The 14,799-nt window shown below is 39.5% G+C and carries 14 protein-coding genes and 1 pseudogene; 10 read left to right on the forward strand and 5 right to left on the reverse strand.

The window, feature by feature from the left end:
* Positions 1–74 precede the first annotated feature (74 nt).
* Both gmk and gpt read right to left on the reverse strand, forming a co-directional pair.
* Positions 75–698 carry a guanylate kinase gene (gmk, locus tag DPV92_RS03335; RefSeq protein WP_111353678.1) on the reverse strand — a complete coding sequence of 208 codons (624 nt, stop codon included), beginning with the start codon at positions 696–698 and terminating at the stop codon, positions 75–77.
* An 81-nt stretch (positions 699–779) separates the two neighbouring features.
* Positions 780–1,253, reverse strand: coding sequence for a xanthine phosphoribosyltransferase (gene gpt / locus DPV92_RS03340; RefSeq protein ID WP_005705687.1), 474 nt, complete (start codon positions 1,251–1,253; stop codon positions 780–782).
* Positions 1,254–1,450: 197 nt separating this feature from the next.
* Here gpt and DPV92_RS03345 point away from each other — a divergent pair, with 197 nt between their 5' ends.
* From DPV92_RS03345 to DPV92_RS03365, 5 genes are all read left to right on the forward strand, one after another.
* Complete coding sequence (locus tag DPV92_RS03345) at positions 1,451–2,896, forward strand: aminoacyl-histidine dipeptidase (RefSeq protein WP_111353679.1); 1,446 nt, start codon at positions 1,451–1,453, stop codon at positions 2,894–2,896.
* 108 nt (positions 2,897–3,004) lie between these two features.
* On the forward strand, positions 3,005–3,589 hold the full coding sequence (locus DPV92_RS03350; RefSeq protein WP_111353680.1) for a LemA family protein: 585 nt from the start codon (positions 3,005–3,007) through the stop codon (positions 3,587–3,589).
* Between the two features lie 75 nt (positions 3,590–3,664).
* Positions 3,665–4,114: a TPM domain-containing protein gene (locus tag DPV92_RS03355; RefSeq protein ID WP_111353681.1), complete on the forward strand. Its 450-nt coding sequence runs from the start codon at positions 3,665–3,667 to the stop codon at positions 4,112–4,114.
* Positions 4,111–4,914, forward strand: a complete 804-nt coding sequence (locus DPV92_RS03360) for a TPM domain-containing protein (RefSeq protein ID WP_111353682.1) — start codon at positions 4,111–4,113, stop codon at positions 4,912–4,914. The genes DPV92_RS03355 and DPV92_RS03360 overlap by 4 nt, the downstream gene beginning before the upstream one ends.
* Positions 4,915–4,976: 62 nt before the next feature.
* Positions 4,977–5,534: a YtfJ family protein gene (locus DPV92_RS03365; RefSeq protein ID WP_111353683.1), complete on the forward strand. Its 558-nt coding sequence runs from the start codon at positions 4,977–4,979 to the stop codon at positions 5,532–5,534.
* An 84-nt stretch (positions 5,535–5,618) separates the two neighbouring features.
* Here the strand turns inward: DPV92_RS03365 and DPV92_RS03370 are convergent, their stop codons facing one another.
* Positions 5,619–6,332, reverse strand: a complete 714-nt coding sequence (locus DPV92_RS03370; RefSeq protein WP_111353684.1) for a UTRA domain-containing protein — start codon at positions 6,330–6,332, stop codon at positions 5,619–5,621.
* Positions 6,333–6,537: 205 nt separating this feature from the next.
* Between DPV92_RS03370 and glgP the strand changes: the two genes are divergently transcribed.
* The 3 genes from glgP to DPV92_RS03385 are packed head-to-tail and all read left to right on the forward strand — an operon-like array spanning position 6,538 to position 11,280.
* Positions 6,538–8,805, forward strand: a complete 2,268-nt coding sequence (gene glgP / locus DPV92_RS03375; protein WP_111353685.1) for a glycogen/starch/alpha-glucan family phosphorylase — start codon at positions 6,538–6,540, stop codon at positions 8,803–8,805.
* Between the two features lie 9 nt (positions 8,806–8,814).
* Complete coding sequence (locus DPV92_RS03380) at positions 8,815–9,606, forward strand: endonuclease/exonuclease/phosphatase family protein (protein ID WP_111353686.1); 792 nt, start codon at positions 8,815–8,817, stop codon at positions 9,604–9,606.
* A 9-nt stretch (positions 9,607–9,615) separates the two neighbouring features.
* Positions 9,616–11,280, forward strand: a complete 1,665-nt coding sequence (locus DPV92_RS03385; protein ID WP_111353687.1) for a PTS transporter subunit IIBC — start codon at positions 9,616–9,618, stop codon at positions 11,278–11,280.
* A gap of 49 nt (positions 11,281–11,329) precedes the next feature.
* Here DPV92_RS03385 and DPV92_RS03390 read toward each other — a convergent pair.
* Positions 11,330–11,656, reverse strand: a pseudogene (locus DPV92_RS03390) (transposase); the annotation flags it as partial.
* Between the two features lie 296 nt (positions 11,657–11,952).
* Between DPV92_RS03390 and DPV92_RS03395 the strand changes: the two are divergent.
* Positions 11,953–12,531 (forward strand): NAD(P)H-dependent oxidoreductase, encoded by a 579-nt coding sequence (locus DPV92_RS03395; protein ID WP_111353688.1) that lies wholly within the window; start codon positions 11,953–11,955, stop codon positions 12,529–12,531.
* 182 nt (positions 12,532–12,713) lie between these two features.
* On the opposite strand, the gene DPV92_RS03400 is transcribed toward DPV92_RS03395, so the two are convergent.
* Positions 12,714–13,667 carry a GlxA family transcriptional regulator gene (locus DPV92_RS03400; protein WP_111353689.1) on the reverse strand — a complete coding sequence of 318 codons (954 nt, stop codon included), beginning with the start codon at positions 13,665–13,667 and terminating at the stop codon, positions 12,714–12,716.
* 139 nt (positions 13,668–13,806) lie between these two features.
* On the opposite strand from DPV92_RS03400, the gene DPV92_RS03405 reads away from it, so the two are divergent.
* The gene (locus tag DPV92_RS03405; protein WP_111353690.1) at positions 13,807–14,679 is read left to right on the forward strand and encodes an MBL fold metallo-hydrolase; all 873 of its coding nucleotides are present in this window, start codon (positions 13,807–13,809) and stop codon (positions 14,677–14,679) included.
* The last annotated feature ends 120 nt before the right edge of the window (positions 14,680–14,799 follow it).

Consider the following 14,799-nt stretch of genomic DNA (forward strand, 5'->3'; position numbering starts at 1 on the left):
AGCGGACTTTAGTCCACCACGAATACATATAATAATTTGGCGGACTAAAGCCCGCCCTAAGTTCAACATTGTGATTATTTCGCTAAAAGCTGCTCAATCAACGTTTTATGACGAATTTCTTGAGAAACTAATTTCAAGCGTTCGGCAGTTAAAATCGCTTTAAGTTCCGATAAAGCCTGTTGGAAATCATCGTTTACAATCACATAATCAAACTCGCTGTAATGGCTCATTTCTGACTTTGCTTCCGCCATACGTTTTGCAATGGTTTCTTCTGAATCTTGACCACGTCCTACTAAACGATTTTTTAACTCTTCACGTGAAGGTGGCAGAATGAAGATCGTTTTCACATTCGGCACTTTTTGGCGAATTTGTCTTGCTCCTTGCCAGTCAATGTCTAAGAACACATCCACACCTTGTTCAAGTGATTTTTCAATCATTGGCAAAGATGTGCCGTAATAGTTGCCGAATACCTCTGCCCATTCAAGGAAATGATCTTTCTCAATCAGTGCCTCAAATTCAGCGTGAGTAGTGAAATAATAATGAACGCCATCTTCTTCCGCAGGGCGAGGATTACGGGTGGTGTGAGAAATCGATAAACGTACTTCGTTGCGAGGTAAATCGGCAAGTAACGCATTGATTAGAGAGGACTTCCCTGCACCGCTTGGGGCAGATAAAATATATAAATTACCTAAACTCATAACAACCTCAAGAGGAAATCAGATAAAGGGAGTAAAAAGAGAAAATGGGTAACGAATCCACTTCATTACCCATTTTGATGATTATTTTTTCGCAAGAGGTGGAACGAACTGAATGCCTAAATCCCAAGGCTGTTCAATCCAAGTTTCTTGAGGAATATCAATGACATAATCGTCTACTAACGGTGCACCTGCTGGTTTTGCGAACACGGTCACAAATTTCGCTTTTGGATACATTCTGCGAATTTCGCGAGCGGTGTTACCTGTATCAACTAAGTCATCCACAACGATGAAACCTTCGCCATCCGTTTGTGCTGCGTGTAATACTTTTAACGCACCTTGGTTATCATGATCGTAGCTTGCAATACATACGGTTTCAACGTGGCGAATTCCTAATTCACGTGCTAGCACTGCCGCTGGGAATAAACCGCCACGGCTTACGGCAATAATGCCTTTCCATTGTGAAGCAGGCAATAAACGCTCTGCCAATTTACGTGCGTGCATATGGAACATATCCCAGGTCACAACATATTTTTCATTTGTGTATTTTTCGCTCATAACTAGATCCCAAAATATAAAAAATCGACGAATTGAGGTTTCGCCGAATAAAAAAATTGCGTTATTCTAACCTAAAAATGACATTCGTGCTATTATTTCCCGCATATTCTTTCTCGCTTTTGAACATAAATATTTTACAAGCGGTAGAATTTTCTCGATATTTAACAGATAACAGAAATAAACAAATGAGGTGTTATATGTCTGAAATTGCTTCTTTAAATCCACAAGCACTTTGGCAATGGTTCGATAAAATTTGTGCTATTCCCCACCCTTCTTATCACGAAGAGCAAATCGCCAACTTCATCGTGGATTGGGCAAAGTCTCAATCACTTTTCGTTGAACGTGATAATGCAGGCAATATTTTAATCCGCAAGCCTGCCACTCAAGGTATGGAAGACCGCCAAACTATTGCTCTGCAAGCTCACTTAGATATGGTGCCACAAGCTAACACAAGCACCGTACACGATTTCTTAAAAGACCCAATCCAACCTTACCAAGATGGCGAATGGGTGAAAGCCAAAGGCACAACCCTTGGTGCGGATAACGGCATCGGTTTGGCCTCTTGCCTTGCCGTGCTTTCCTCAACTGATTTAGCTCACCCAGAAATCGAAGTGCTTCTCACAATGAGCGAAGAAGTGGGAATGGAAGGGGCATTGGGCTTGCGTCCACACTGGTTAACATCCAACATTATGATTAACACTGACACTGAAGATAACGGTGAAATTTATATCGGTTGTGCAGGTGGTGAAAACGTAGAAATCCACTTACCTGTTGAGTTTGAAAAAGTAGAAGGTCAAGCATTGCAAATCACGCTTAAAGGCTTGCGTGGTGGGCATTCTGGCTGCGATATTCACACCAACCGAGTGAATGCCATTAAGCTATTAACGCGTATTCTTTCAGATCTTTATCAAGCAGAAGTTTTCCAGCTTGTAAACATTACGGGCGGTTCAGTACGCAATGCGATTCCACGTGAAGCTCACGCTACCCTTTTGGTAAAAGATGTGGCAAAAATCACCGCTTGCATTGAGCAACTACAAGCACAATTCCAAGCAGAATATCACTTAGCAGAACCGAATTTAACACTGGTTGCGGAAGCTACAAATTCAGCCGAAAAAGCCTTTACTGCAAAAGCAACCCAAACCGCATTACAGTTCTTAACGATGTTGCCAAACGGCGTGATCCGCAATAGTGATGCGGTAAAAAACGTGGTGGAAACCTCACTCAGCATCGGTGTATTGGCGTTAAAAGAAGAGCAACTCGTTGGCACTATTTTGTCTCGCTCATTAGTTGAACACGGCAAAGAAGAGGTGCGTAGTCGCTTAAATGCTTTAGCTCAATTAACAGGAGCAACGGTCGAATATTCAGGTAATTACCCTGGTTGGGAACCTGCACCAAACTCTGAAATTACGGCACTCACGAAAAAAATCTATGATGAAGTATTGGGCTACGACGCTCAAATCAAAGTCATTCACGCGGGTTTAGAGTGTGGCTTAATCAAAGAGGTATATCCAAACATGGATTTAGTCTCTATCGGGCCAACTATCCGCAATGCACACTCACCAGATGAAAAAGTACATATTCCAGCGGTACAAATTTATTGGGAATTGCTAACCAAATTATTAGCGAATGCACCGCAAAAATAAGGCAAAAAATCACCGCTTGTAAAGCTAGGTAATTTTTGTTGTCTTTTGGGGATTGTGCTATACAATCCCCATTTTCTTAAACTACATTTAATTAAATAGGAGACTTTTATGAAAAAAATCTTATGGATTGTGTTAATTGCAGTGGTTGGTTTAGGCGGCTACTCTCTTACCAAATACAATGACTTAATGCGTGCGGAAGAAGATATTAACTCTGTTTGGGGGAATGTAGAATCGGCTTACCAACGCCGTGCGGATCTCATTCCAAACTTAGTCAATGCAGTAAAAGGGCAAGCGAATTTTGAGAAAGAGACGCTAACCGCGGTAATGGATGCTCGCTCAAAAGCAACAGCGGTAACGATTAATCCAAACACCGCAACCGAAGAAGAAATGGCGAAATTCCAAGCGGCTCAACAAGATGTAAACTCATCGCTTTCGCGTTTATTAGTTACGGTTGAAAAATACCCAGAATTGAAAGCCCACGAAGGTTTCTTAAACTTACAAGCTCAGCTTGAAGGCACAGAAAACCGTATCAATACTGAACGCAATAACTTCAATGCAGCAGTAAAAGAGTACAACAAACAAGTGCGTGAAATGCCAACCAAAATTGCAGCAATAATTATGGGCTTTAAAGCTAAACCACAATTTAAAGCCGAAGCGGGCGCAGAAAAAGCACCTGTGGTGAATTTTAATTAGTTTCCAGATTAGCGTAGGGCGTGTACAACACGCCCCTACAAAAACGAATGATTGCTACAATACAAGGATTTTGCTATGCCCTCAATTCCTTTCTTCTCCAAAAAACTTCCCATTAGCACCAAACAAATCGAACAAGCTATTGCCCGTTTAGAAACACAGACCTCCGCTGAATTACGTGTAGTGGTTGAGCGTAAAAACACGAGTAAATTCGATGCTATTGCTCGTGCCGAACAGCTTTTTGATGAGCTAAATATGCGAGAAACGCAAGATCGTAATGGTGTGCTGATCTACCTTGCTTTTAAACCACATCATTTAGCGGTGATTGGCGATCAAGGTATTGACGAAAAAGTGGGGAACGATTTTTGGCAAGCGGTTTATGAAGCAATGAAAAAACAACTTCAATTGGGCAATTACACCCAAGCAATTTGCGATGGCATTGCTCAAGTTGAAGAACAACTCGCCCGTTATTTCCCTTATCAAGCGAATGATGTGAATGAACTCCCAAATGAGGTGGTAATTAAATGATTAGCAAATTTTCTCAATATTTTTACCGCTTGTTTGGGCTATTTTTATTGTTTTTTAACTTAAACAGCTGGGCGGTTGATTATCCTAAAGCACCTGATCCGTTCTATTATGTGAACGATTACACTAACACACTCAGCCCGCAAGAATGGCGAACACTGGAAAATGCGTTGATTGAAAACCGCAATAAAACCAGCTCTCAAATTATTGTAGCGATTATTCCCACCACGCAAGGCGAAGAGATTGCGCAATATGCGACTAATTTATTCAACAAATGGGGCATTGGTCGAACCAAGCATAATGAGAATAATGGTGTATTATTACTCATTGCCAAAAATGACCGTAAACTCTTTATCGCAACAGGACGAGGTATTGAAGGGGCACTGCCTGATGCAACGGCTTCAACCATTATTCGCCATAACATCACGCCTTATTTCAAACAAGAGCGTTATGCGGAAGGTATTGCCAACGGCTTATCGGCAATTATGGCAGCTATCAACGGTGAATATGCTGCTTACGACAGCTATGGTGAAGAAGAACAACGGTTCGATGACATTAACGGGCTACTCTTTTTCTTAGGAATGGGGTTGATCATCTTTGTGATTTTCTATCCTCGAGGTAACAGCCGTTATGTTAGCCCAAGCACTCTAGACCAATTAGGTCGAGAAATGATGCGAGCATCTCGCAGCAATAACGGATTTGGCGGCGGATTCAGTGGTAGCTTTGGTGGCGGAAGCCGTGGTAGCGGTGACAGCTTTGGTGGCGGATCTTCTGGCGGCGGCGGTGCTGGCGGAAGTTGGTAAATTCTCCCCTTCTCCCTCAAAGGGAGAAAGTAATAATACATTTTAACAACGAAGGAATTAATATGAAAAAATCCCTTTTCACACTTTTAACAAGTGCAATCTTATTAGGTAATACTGCTTTAGCACACAATCTCAAATTAGAACAATCTTTACCGCAAGTAAGCGTTTCAGATGAAGGTGAAATCGTATTGAAAGGCAAAGAAGTAGCATATCAACCGTGGAAATCGACCACTTTAAATGGCAAAGTTCGCATTGTGCATCACTTAGCAGGCAGAAGCGCAGCAAAAGAGAAAAACCAAGCAGTCATTGATGCAATTAAAGCGGCTCACTTTAACTCAACCCAATATCAAACCACGACGATTATCAATGCTGATGATGCCATTGTTGGCACAGGCTTATTTGTTAAAAGCAGTGCAGAAAATGGCAAAAAAGAAAACCCACACAGCCAAGTAGTGTTAGATGATAAAAGCGCAGTGAAAAATGCGTGGGGATTAAAAAGCAAAGAGAGTATGATTATTGTGTTGGATAAATCAGGCAAAGTGAAGTTTGTAAAAGAAGGTAAACTTTCGAATGAGGAAATTCAAACTGTGATTGGTTTAGTCAAAAATTTAGTGCAATAATTTTGAATATATTATCAAATGCCAATTGAATTTAATTTTTCAATTGGCATTTTTATTACTAGATTATATTTTTGATTTCATAATCTACGCCGAACGCTTCGCCGTTGAAGCAAAGGTGATTTTATCTGGGCGATAGCTGATGCTGCCGTATTGGAATAGACGACCATCGGCAAGATAAGTTGTGCTGGTTACGCTGACTACCATCTCATATTCGGCTAAATCCATTTTCTCTTTTTCTTCATCGTTAGCATAACGGAAACTAATTTCCCGCTGAGAATAGCTAATTTTCAAGCCGAGTTCATTTTCTAAATAGCGGTAGATAGACTGTTCAGCGATTTCACGGCTAATAAAAGGCACAATCCGTCGATCAAAATAAGAGATCTCATATTCCACGGCTTCGCCATCAATTTCACGGAGGCGACTTATACGGTAAAAGTCAATTTGATCATTTACGTTAAAGATCTGCATAAGCGTCTCTTCACCTTGAACAATATAGAGGCTCGAAAGTGTTGTTTTTACTTGATGCGCAGACTTATTGTTAAGTTCGCTCATTGTTTTAAGTTCAGAGAGAGGTTGCAATTTTAATAAATCACGTTCTAAAACAATGGAATTTCTGCCTTGTTGTTTCTGAATATAACCATCCATTTCAAGTAAAGACAGGGCTTTGCGAATAGTATCCTTAGAAAAACCATAGCTTTGCATCAGCTCGTATTCACTCGGTAATTCTTGATTAGGTGCTAGAAGCCCCTGGCTGATTTTAGTTTTGATTTCATTGTAAACTTGCTGATATTTACTCATTTTTATCCGTTCTTTTGTTCTTATTTTATCCATTATTTCTTTAGATGCCCTATAGCATACCATAAAACCGGATAAGTTATACGTAAAAATGTGATCAATATCACAAATTTACGTAAAAATCCCAACTTTTACGTAAAAGTTATTGCTTAAGACTTGGTTTGGAGTAAAATGCATCAAAATTCTTAATTTTAAAAGGAACATCACAATGACTCAATTTAGTACTTTCGTACAAACTGCCACTCATAAAACATTAGAACAACTTAGTGATCGTGAAATTTACGTTCAGTTATTAAATTATGTTAAAAGCCTCTCTGCCGACAAAACCAAAAACACCGCAAAACGCAAGGTTTACTACATTTCAGCAGAGTTTTTAATTGGTAAATTACTTTCTAATAACCTGATCAATCTTGGGATTTATCAAGAGATCAAAGCTGAATTAGCTGAAGCGGGGAAATCATTAAGCCATATTGAAGATATTGAGCCCGAGCCGTCTTTAGGAAATGGTGGCTTAGGTCGTTTAGCCTCTTGCTTTATTGATTCGATGTCCACTCTAGGCTTGAATGCGGAAGGTGTGGGCTTAAATTATCACTGCGGTTTATTTAAACAAGTATTTAACAAGAATGAACAGCACGCAGAGCCAAATAATTGGATTGAAGAGAATTCTTGGTTAATTCCAACAGAAATCAGCTATGAAGTGCCGTTCAAACACTTTACTTTAACCTCTAAATTAGATCGTATAGATATTTTAGGCTATAAAAAAGAGACTAAAAACTATCTAAATTTATTCGATATTCAAGCCTTAAATTATAATCTTATTGAAACTGGCATTGAATTTGATAAAACCAAAATTAAAGAAAACTTAACATTATTTCTTTACCCAGATGATTCTGATAAAAATGGTGAATTATTACGCATTTATCAGCAATACTTTATGGTATCTAACGCGGCGCAATTATTAATTGATGAAGCGATTGAACGTGGCAGTAATTTACACGATTTAGCAGATTACGCTTATGTGCAAATTAATGATACTCACCCTTCCATGGTGATTCCTGAATTAATTCGTTTATTAACCAAAAAGCATCATTTGAAATTTGATGAGGCGGTGGAAATTGTCCGTAATATGGTGGGTTATACCAACCACACTATTTTAGCGGAAGCCTTAGAAAAATGGCCGTTAGCTTATTTAAATGAAGTGGTGCCGCACCTTGTAGTAATTATTAAAAAATTAGATAAATTAGTTCGCAAAACCTATAAAGACCCTGCGGTGCAAATTATTGATGAACACAAACGTGTGCATATGGCACATATGGATATTCACTTCTCTAATTCGGTGAATGGCGTAGCAGCATTGCATACAGAAATTTTAAAAAATTCAGAATTAAAAGCGTTCTATGCGATTTATCCTAAAAAATTCAATAATAAAACCAATGGGATTACGTTCCGTCGTTGGTTAGAATTTTCAAACCAAGAATTAGCTGCTTATATTAAAACATTAATTGGAGAAGGTTATTTGCACGATGCTACAGAGTTAGAAAAATTATTAGCGTTTAAAGATGATAAAGCCGTGCATCAAAAATTAGCGGGAATTAAATTTAATAATAAACTCGCATTGAAAAAATATCTGAAAGAAAATAAAGGCATTGAATTAGACGAACATTCAATTATTGATACACAAATTAAACGCTTCCACGAATATAAACGTCAGCAAATGAATGCACTTTATGTGATTCATAAATATCTTGAAATTAAAGCGGGTAAATTACCAAAACGTAAAATCACAGTGATTTTTGGCGGTAAAGCAGCACCTGCTTATATTATTGCCCAAGATATTATTCACTTAATTCTTTGCTTATCAGAATTGATTAATAACGATCCTGAGGTAAATCAATATTTAAACGTATTCTTAGTGGAAAACTATAACGTGAGCGTGGCAGAAAAATTAATTCCTGCAACCGATATCTCAGAGCAAATTTCCCTTGCCTCAAAAGAAGCATCTGGTACGGGCAATATGAAATTTATGCTAAACGGTGCATTAACCCTTGGCACAATGGACGGTGCGAACGTGGAAATCGCGGAATTAGCAGGGGCGGAAAACATTTACACCTTCGGTAAAGATTCAGAAAGCATCATCAAGCTTTATGAAACTGCAGGCTATGTATCAAAAGATTACTACGAAGCGGACAAAAACATTCAACAAGCGGTTGATTTTATTCTGAATCCTGCAATTGTGAAATTAGGCAACGAAATGCGCTTAACTCGTCTTTACAACGAATTGTTGAATAAAGACTGGTTTATGACCTTAATCGACTTCGATGCTTATGTGAAAGCGAAAGAGCAAATTCTAGCTGATTATGAAGACCAGGATAGATGGAACGAAAAAGTGGTACAAAACATTGCCAAAGCAGGTTTCTTCTCATCCGACCGAACCATTGCGCAATACAACGCCGACATCTGGCACTGTGAGGGCTAAGGGGAAGGTATGAAATTACTAACCCTCAACGTACACGCTTGGTTAGAAGATAACCAAGCGGAAAAAATCGACATTCTTGCCGACACCATTGCGGAAAAAGGCTACGATGTGATTGCATTGCAGGAGGTGAATCAATTGATGGAATCTCCTGCCATTTCACGGGAGTTAAAGGCGGATAACTATGGCGTGATTTTGCTCAATAAAATCAACCAAAGTGCGGTGCAAAAATATTCCCTTTTTTGGAGTAATTCACACATTGGTTACGACAAATATGACGAAGGCATCGCCTTTTTAACCCGCTTACCTGTGTGCGAAGTTGATCCGTTTTATTGCAGCCAGCATCAACGCCTTGATTCCATCCTTTCCCGCAAAATTCTTGGCTTAACCTTGGAATATCAAGGCAAGCGGATTGATTGCTACTCTTGCCATATCAATTTGCCAAACTGCGAAGGCGAAAATCAGATTGACAACATTCGCAACATTGTTGAGCGTAGTCAAAGCGGTAATCTTAAAATTTTGATGGGTGATTTCAACACCGATGCTATTGGTGATTTGCAATCTTATCAACAAATTAAATCGCTTGGTTTACTTGATGCTTTTGAACTTGCTGAGCAAAAAGACAGTGGCGTGACGGTGGAAAAAGCAATTGACGGTTGGCAAGGGCATAGTCAAGAGAAGCGATTAGATTACATTTTTTTAAATCAAGCCCAAAGGGTTTTGTCCAGTCAGGTGATTTTTAACGGTAAAAATAAACCGATTGTATCCGACCATTTTGGTGTAGAAGTTGAGCTTTTATTGTAGGAGATATAAATGAAAAAACTACTCAGTTTTGAATTTTGGCAAAAATTCGGCAAGTGCTTAATGGTGGTGATTGCCGTTATGCCTGCCGCAGGTTTAATGGTCAGTATCGGTAACTCATTGCCGTTAATTAGCGATGCTCATTGGCTCGCGATGGTGGGGAACATTATTGCCCAAATCGGTTGGGGGATTATTGGTAACCTTCACTTGCTCTTCGCGTTAGCCATTGGTGGTAGCTGGGCGAATGAACGAGCAGGCGGAGCATTCGCGGCTGGCTTGGCATTTATCCTGATTAACTTAATCACAGGGAATTTCTTCGGCGTAAAATTGGAAATGTTAAGCGATCCAACTGCACACGTAAGCACCGTATTCGCAGGCGAGATTCCAGTTGCACACTACTTCGTAAATATTCTCGGACAACCCGCTTTAAATATGGGCGTATTCGTTGGGATTATTGCGGGTTTTGTGGGGGCAACCACGTTCAACAGCTACTACAACTTCCGTAAATTGCCAGAAGTGCTTACTTTCTTCAACGGTAAACGTTTCGTGCCTTTTGTGGTGATTTTCCGCTCTGTGATTGTGGCAATTTTCTTAGCCTTATTCTGGCCAATTGTACAAACAGGGATCAACCATTTCGGTGAATGGATTGCCAATTCACAAAGCTCGGCACCAATTCTTGCACCATTTGTATATGGTACATTAGAGCGTCTCTTATTGCCATTCGGCTTACACCATATGCTTACCATTCCGATGAACTACACTTCATTAGGTGGCACTTATGAATTCTTAACAGGGGCACAAGCGGGCAAACAAGTCTTCGGTCAAGACCCATTATGGCTTGCATGGATTTCTGACCTCATCAACTTAAAAGATTCTGGTGATCTTGTACAATACAACGAATTACTTAATAATGTGACTCCAGCTCGCTTTAAAGTGGGGCAAATGATCGGCTCAAGCGGTATCTTAATGGGCTTAACCCTTGCGATGTACATCAATGTCGATGCTGACAAGAAAAAAGTGTACAAAGGGATCTTCCTTTCATCTGCACTAGCGGTGTTCTTAACAGGCGTAACCGAGCCAATCGAATATATGTTTATGTTTGTAGCACTTCCGCTTTACCTTGTGTATGCTGTAATACAAGGTGCAGCGTTCGCGATGGCAGATATTGTGGACTTACGCGTGCATTCATTCGGTAACATCGAGTTCTTAACCCGTACGCCAATGGCAATTAAAGCGGGCATTGGAATGGATTTAGTGAACTTCATCTGGGTTTCAATCCTATTCGCTGTGGTCATGTTCTTTATCGCCAATTTTATGATTAAGAAATTTAACCTTGCCACTGCAGGTCGTAACGGCAACTATGATGCAAAAACCTCAGACGAAGCGCCATCAGATGATAAAAAAGTGGCAAACGCTAGTGAACAAGTGGTGAAAATTATTAACTTACTGGGCGGCAAAGATAACATCTCGAATGTCGATGCTTGTATGACTCGCTTACGTATCACCGTTCATAATCCAGAATTAGTGGGCAAAGAAGCGGAATGGAAACAAGTTGGTGCAATGGGCTTTATCGCCAAAGGCACAGGCATTCAAGCCATCTACGGACCAAAAGCTGATGTATTGAAATCGGATATTCAAGATTTGCTTTCATCAGGAGTGGAAATTCCTAAAATCTAAATAAATCCCCCTAAAAAAATTTGATCTGTCCTCAAAAAGTTAGGCTTATTTAGTTCAAGGACTGAGTTCTGTAATTCATAGAGCCCAGTCCTTTTAGTTTCCCCTGAATGCGCTCCTGGTTGTAATAATGAATGTACTCGTGGATCGTTTTTTCCAGTTGTTCGAACGTTTCAAATCGTTTACCCTAATAATATTCCGCTTTTAATCGTCCAAAGAAGCTTTCCATCATACTGTTATCTAAACAATTTCCCTTCCTTGACATACTTTGTTGAATGCCATTCTCCCTGAGTATGTTATGATAGCCTACCATCTGATACTGCCAACCTTGGTCGGAATGTAAAATCTGTTTTACTCCTTCAAGCCTTGCTACAACTTGATTACTCACTTAGGTAATCTCAAACGCTTTGAACCCCCTCTTAAAATTCAAGGTTTCACCAAAACATTGATTTGGCACGAACGGATACATAAAGATCCTGCCTATCGCTGGATCAGGGGCTGATTGAAAAGGCTTGTTTGGGTTGAAAAAGAATGATGAATGATAATGATAGGTATGAGAAATTTCCATTTATGGTCTGTAAATAGCGTATAAGCGAATGCACTTTTAAAAGATGCAGTAAAAAGGCATAATTGAAGCCCTCATTTTTCAGAATTATTTGTTGTAGGAGCAAAAAGATGAATATTTTATTATTAGACGGTGGTAAAAATTTCGGACATTCACACGGTGAGTTAAATCATACACTTCACAAAAAAGCGAAAGAAGTTTTGACCGCACTTGGACACAATGTAAAAGAAACCGTGATTGATGCCGGCTATGACGTTGAAGCAGAAATTGAAAAATTCTTGTGGATGGATGCCGTGATTTGGCAGATGCCAGGCTGGTGGATGCACGAACCTTGGACAGTGAAAAAATACATAGATGAAGTATTAACCGCAGGACACGGCAAGCTTTATCAAAGTGATGGTCGCCATCGTGTTAATCCGACTGAAGGCTACGGCACAGGTGGTTTATTACAAGGCAAAAAACACATGCTTTCGCTTACTTGGAATGCCCCGATTGAAGCGTTCACCCGTGAAGGCGACTTCTTTGAAGGTAAAGGTGTGGATGTATTGTATATGCACTTCCACAAACTCAATGAGTTTATCGGCTTGACCCGTCTGCCGACATTCTTATGTAACGATGTGATTAAAAATCCACAAGTGGAACAATACTTAGTAGACTACCAAGCACATTTAGAAAAAGTATTCGGTTAATTACAAAATATTAGTTTAGAAGGTGAGTATTTTTGCTTACCTTTTTTATTTTTCTCTAATCAAACTTCCTAACGGAGAGAGGGAAGATGAATAGGCTGAGTTTAGATCACACAAGCGGTCTAATTTTGAATTAAATTTGCAAAAATGCTTTGAAATCTGACCGCACTTTAAAATAAAAAGATCTAAACATCCTCAATTTGAAACTGCTTACGCCAGCGATTCGGTGAAATCTTATGTTTTTTCAAGAAATGCTGACGCAAGGCGGTATCGCTATGAAATCCACTTTGTTCTGCAATATCAGTAATAGATAAATCTGTGCTTTCCAAAAGCTCTCTTGCTCGCTGTAGCCTTGCTTCAATTAACCATTGATTTAATGGCATTCCGGTTGCTTTGCGAAAATGTCGGGTGAAAGTGCTACGGCTCATTGACAAACGTTCAGCAAGACTATCCGTCGAATGAAGTGCGGTCAGATTTTCATTTAAATAAGCAAGTAACTCATTGATATTATGATTAGGTGTGGAACGAGAAATAGGGCGTTCGATAAATTGTGCTTGTCCGCCTTCACGATGAGGGGGGATAACCAGTATTCGGGCAATATGATTGGCAATTTTCACACCATATAATTTACGGACAATAGAAAGACAACAATCCATAGAAGCGGCCGTTCCTGCGGAGGTAATCAGTCGATCTTGTTCCAAATAAATAGGATTTAAATCCCATTTCACCTGCGGAAAATGATGAGTAAAATCACTATCTCCCAGCCAATGTGTGGTTGCTTTTTTGCCGTTAAGTAGACCACTGCACGCTAACACATAGGCGCCATAACATAAACCCACTACTGTCGCACCACGTTGATACGCTTGCCGTAATGCTGTTAATAAAGCCTCACTCGGCATCACTTGAGTATCATGCCATCCAGTCATCACAACAATATCGGCATTCTCCAACCATTCTAAACCTCCATCTAAATGTATGTGAAATAGCGAGTTTGTCAGATTGTCCGAATCGCTAACGATTTTACAGTCAAATAACGGCTTGCCGTTTAAATCCGACATAGAAAAAACGGAATATGCCATCGCAAAATGAATAGGCATCATTTGTTCATACACAATAAAAGCAACTGTGGGTGTATTCATTTTATTCTCCTATTTAATATGAGCATAACACAGAAATGACCCGATTATTACGTTTATTGATTTTTTATCCATTTTTGCGCAATTTTGTTCTCTCTATAATATGTTTATTCATTCAATAACGTATAGAAAAGGAAAAACAATGAACTTAAAAACCTTAATTAGCACTACAGCATTGGCTATTAACGCAAATACTTTCGCTGTAGCTCTTTCCTCTAAAAACACTGATAGCTACCAACACATCCGCAATGCCACTGGTCGTCTGAACTACGCAGGGAAAACTTTTTTAATTGATCCGATGCTTGCTGAAAAAGGACGTTATGCAGGCTTTGAAGGGACATTAAATAGCCATTTGCGTAATCCACTTGTGGAATTGCCGATGAAAGCAGAAGATACTTTCAAAGATGTTGATGCCATTATTTTGACTCATACACATGAAGATCATTGGGATGAGGTTGCACAAAAAATTTTACCTAAATCCATCAAAATTTTTGTGCAACATGAACGGGATGGCGACCTACTCAAAGCGCAAGGTTTTACTAATATAACCAGTTTATCGTTGGAAAAATCGGTGGAGTTTGAAGGTATTATTTTAAATAAAACCGGCGGTTCTCACGGCACAACGGACATGTACGCTGTACCACAATTAGCTGAGATTTTAGATGAGGCGATGGGCGTAACATTCCAAGCGAAAGACCATCCAACTGTTTATTTGGTTGGTGACACAATTTGGACTGCTGAAGTAAACAAAGCCATTAATCGTTATAAACCTGATGTAATGATTATGAACACCGGTGATGCGCGGACCTTAGCTTTTCCGAATGACGGCATTATTATGGGGTTACAAGATGTTGCTCATGCTCGCCAAATGCTACTGAATACAAAACTTATTACGGTGCATATGGATGCAGTAAATCATATGTCTGTGTACCGTAAGGATTTACGCCAATTTGTCCATGCAAACAAGCTTGAAAATGTAGCAATTCCAGAAGATGGTGAAACAGTGAAGTTTTAAAAACAAGCGGTCAAGTTTCTAGGAAGATTTGCAAAAATACCTAAAAATTTGACCGCACTTTTGTATTTGTTATTCAAAAAACGTTCTACCACGATCTATCTAGGGATGAAATTCAGATGA

It is taken from the genome of Pseudohaemophilus paraphrohaemolyticus (genome assembly GCF_003253115.1).
GTDB lineage: Bacteria > Pseudomonadota > Gammaproteobacteria > Enterobacterales > Pasteurellaceae > Haemophilus_A > Haemophilus_A paraphrohaemolyticus_A.